Here is a 2,009-nt window from a genome sequence, read left to right as displayed (position 1 = left end):
CCCGCGTGCAGTAATCACAGCCTTTTTTGAACGGCAGGCAGTAGCGGCAGCCGAAGGCCCGGGTTGTTTTTACTTTCCTGAAGTAACAGTATTCGCAGAATCCCCGGCAGTCAACGCCCGCCCGTCCCCCGATATCCACGGTCAGCTGAGCCATTCGTTGTTAGATTACTCCGTTCCGGTGCGTATAATGTATTTGGAATTGAACATGCTGTGACCCGGGAAAAATCATGGGCATTTGTTGTGAGGGATGGCTTCGGGACCGTGTTTATTTTTGCACGAATTCAGGTGATCTGTTGGATCTTTTTTACCGAAAGATCTCCCGGGATAACGCCACATTTTTTACCAGTAAATGCCTATTGTATATGGCGCCTCAGTGGCTTAGTTGGCAGAGCGGCTGACTTGTAATCAGCAGGTCCCGTGTTCAAATCACGGCTGAGGCTTTCTTTTATTTATTCATCCGCTTGTTTTAATTTTGGTCAGTATCCCGCACGTATATCCAATACCTTGAAATTTCCTTGGATTTCATATGTAGTTACGCTTGATGCATCATGACAAAGAAAGCCTTCATTACGGGGATCACCGGTCAGGACGGGTCGTATCTTGCCGAACTGCTGCTCAGTAAAGGGTACGAAGTTCACGGGTTGGTGCGGCGGTCATCCACCTTTAACACAAGCCGGATCGATTCCATCTATATCGATCCGCACGAACCAAATGCTCGTCTTTTCCTGCATTACGGTGATCTCTCTGATTCCGAACAGATCGCAAACGTGATGTACAATATCCGGCCGGATGAAGTCTATCATCTGGGTGCACAGAGTCATGTACGGGTCAGTTTCGATACCCCCGAGTATACCGGTAATGTTACGGCCCTTGGGACGACCCGGCTTCTTGAAGCAATCCGCCGAAGCAACAACCCCGTGAAGTTTTATCAGGCTTCATCGAGCGAGATGTTCGGTGCGGCATCCCCTCCACAGAGTGAGACCACTGTTTTCCACCCGCGCAGCCCGTATGCCTGCGCGAAGGTGTACTCTTACTGGATGACCCGGAACTACCGGGAGGGATACAATCTCTTTGCATCGAACGGCATTCTTTTCAACCACGAGTCCCCCCGCAGGGGCGAGACGTTTGTCACCCGAAAGATCACCCGGGCGATTGCCCGTATCCTCGCAGGGAAGGAGAACTATCTCTATCTCGGAAATCTCGATGCAAAGCGGGACTGGGGATTTGCCCCGGAGTACGTCGAATGCATGTGGCGGATCCTCCAGCAGGAAAAAGCGGATGATTTTGTTATCGGGACCGGGGAGACGCATTCTGTCCGCGAGTTCTTACATGAATCGTTTAAATACGCAGGACTCGACGTTGAAGAACACGTACGGATCGATCCGAAATATTTCCGGCCGACAGAAGTTGAAGTGCTTGTTGCAGATGCAAAGAAGTCTGCGAAGGTTCTCGGCTGGAAACCGACCATAAAATTTGCCGATCTCGTAAAGATCATGGTAGATGCGGATATGAAATCTGCCGGTCTGGATCCTATCGGCAAAGGCGAGGGGATTGTCAGGAAAAAGTTCCCGCACCGGTGGTGGAAGTGCGACTGAACGGGAACATTTTAAAAAAGCTGTGGTCATTAAGTGGATTGAAAAACCTAGTTTTACCAGTCCTCGTTATGCACAGGTTTAGCCGGGTCTCCTCACGACACAGGCTTTCCTGCAGGTGCTTGCAATGACATTCTGGTCTGATAAAAAAATTCTTATTACCGGTGGGGCAGGGTTCTTTGGTTCGCAGGTAGTCAAGGATCTCTTACAAAAAGGAGTGAGAAAAGAAGATATTAACATCCCCCGGAGCCGTGCGGTTGATCTGCGGGTCTGGGAAAATTGTGTGGATGTGGTAAAGGATTCGGATATCGTTATCCACCTTGCCGCACGGGTCGGCGGGATCGGATACAACCAGGCTTACCCCGCCCAGCTCTTCTACGACAATGCAATCATGGGCATCCAGATGATCGAAGCCGC

2 protein-coding genes, 1 tRNA gene and 1 pseudogene are annotated in these 2,009 nt (G+C 50.4%); 3 read left to right on the top strand and 1 reads right to left on the bottom strand.

Annotation, left to right across the window (positions count from 1 at the left end; translation table 11 throughout):
* Positions 1-154: pseudogene (locus WCE46_RS03335) on the bottom strand (methyl coenzyme M reductase-arginine methyltransferase Mmp10); the annotation flags it as partial.
* A gap of 213 nt (positions 155-367) precedes the next feature.
* Here WCE46_RS03335 and WCE46_RS03330 point away from each other — a divergent pair.
* The 3 genes from WCE46_RS03330 to WCE46_RS03320 form a co-directional block, all read left to right on the top strand.
* Positions 368-440: transfer RNA gene (locus tag WCE46_RS03330), tRNA-Thr, on the top strand.
* Positions 441-548: 108 nt separating this feature from the next.
* A complete protein-coding gene (gmd, locus tag WCE46_RS03325) occupies positions 549-1,595 on the top strand; it encodes a GDP-mannose 4,6-dehydratase (RefSeq protein WP_424732284.1) in 1,047 nt (348 codons plus the stop codon).
* A 124-nt stretch (positions 1,596-1,719) separates the two neighbouring features.
* Positions 1,720-2,009 (top strand): NAD-dependent epimerase/dehydratase family protein (locus WCE46_RS03320; RefSeq protein WP_424732283.1); only part of this gene is annotated, 290 nt, incomplete at its 3' end.

Origin of the sequence: Methanoregula sp., assembly GCF_049690535.1 — an archaeon.
Lineage (GTDB): Archaea > Halobacteriota > Methanomicrobia > Methanomicrobiales > Methanospirillaceae > Methanoregula.
Note: the sequence above shows the minus strand (reverse complement) of the source record. Positions and strands in the feature narration are given on the sequence as shown.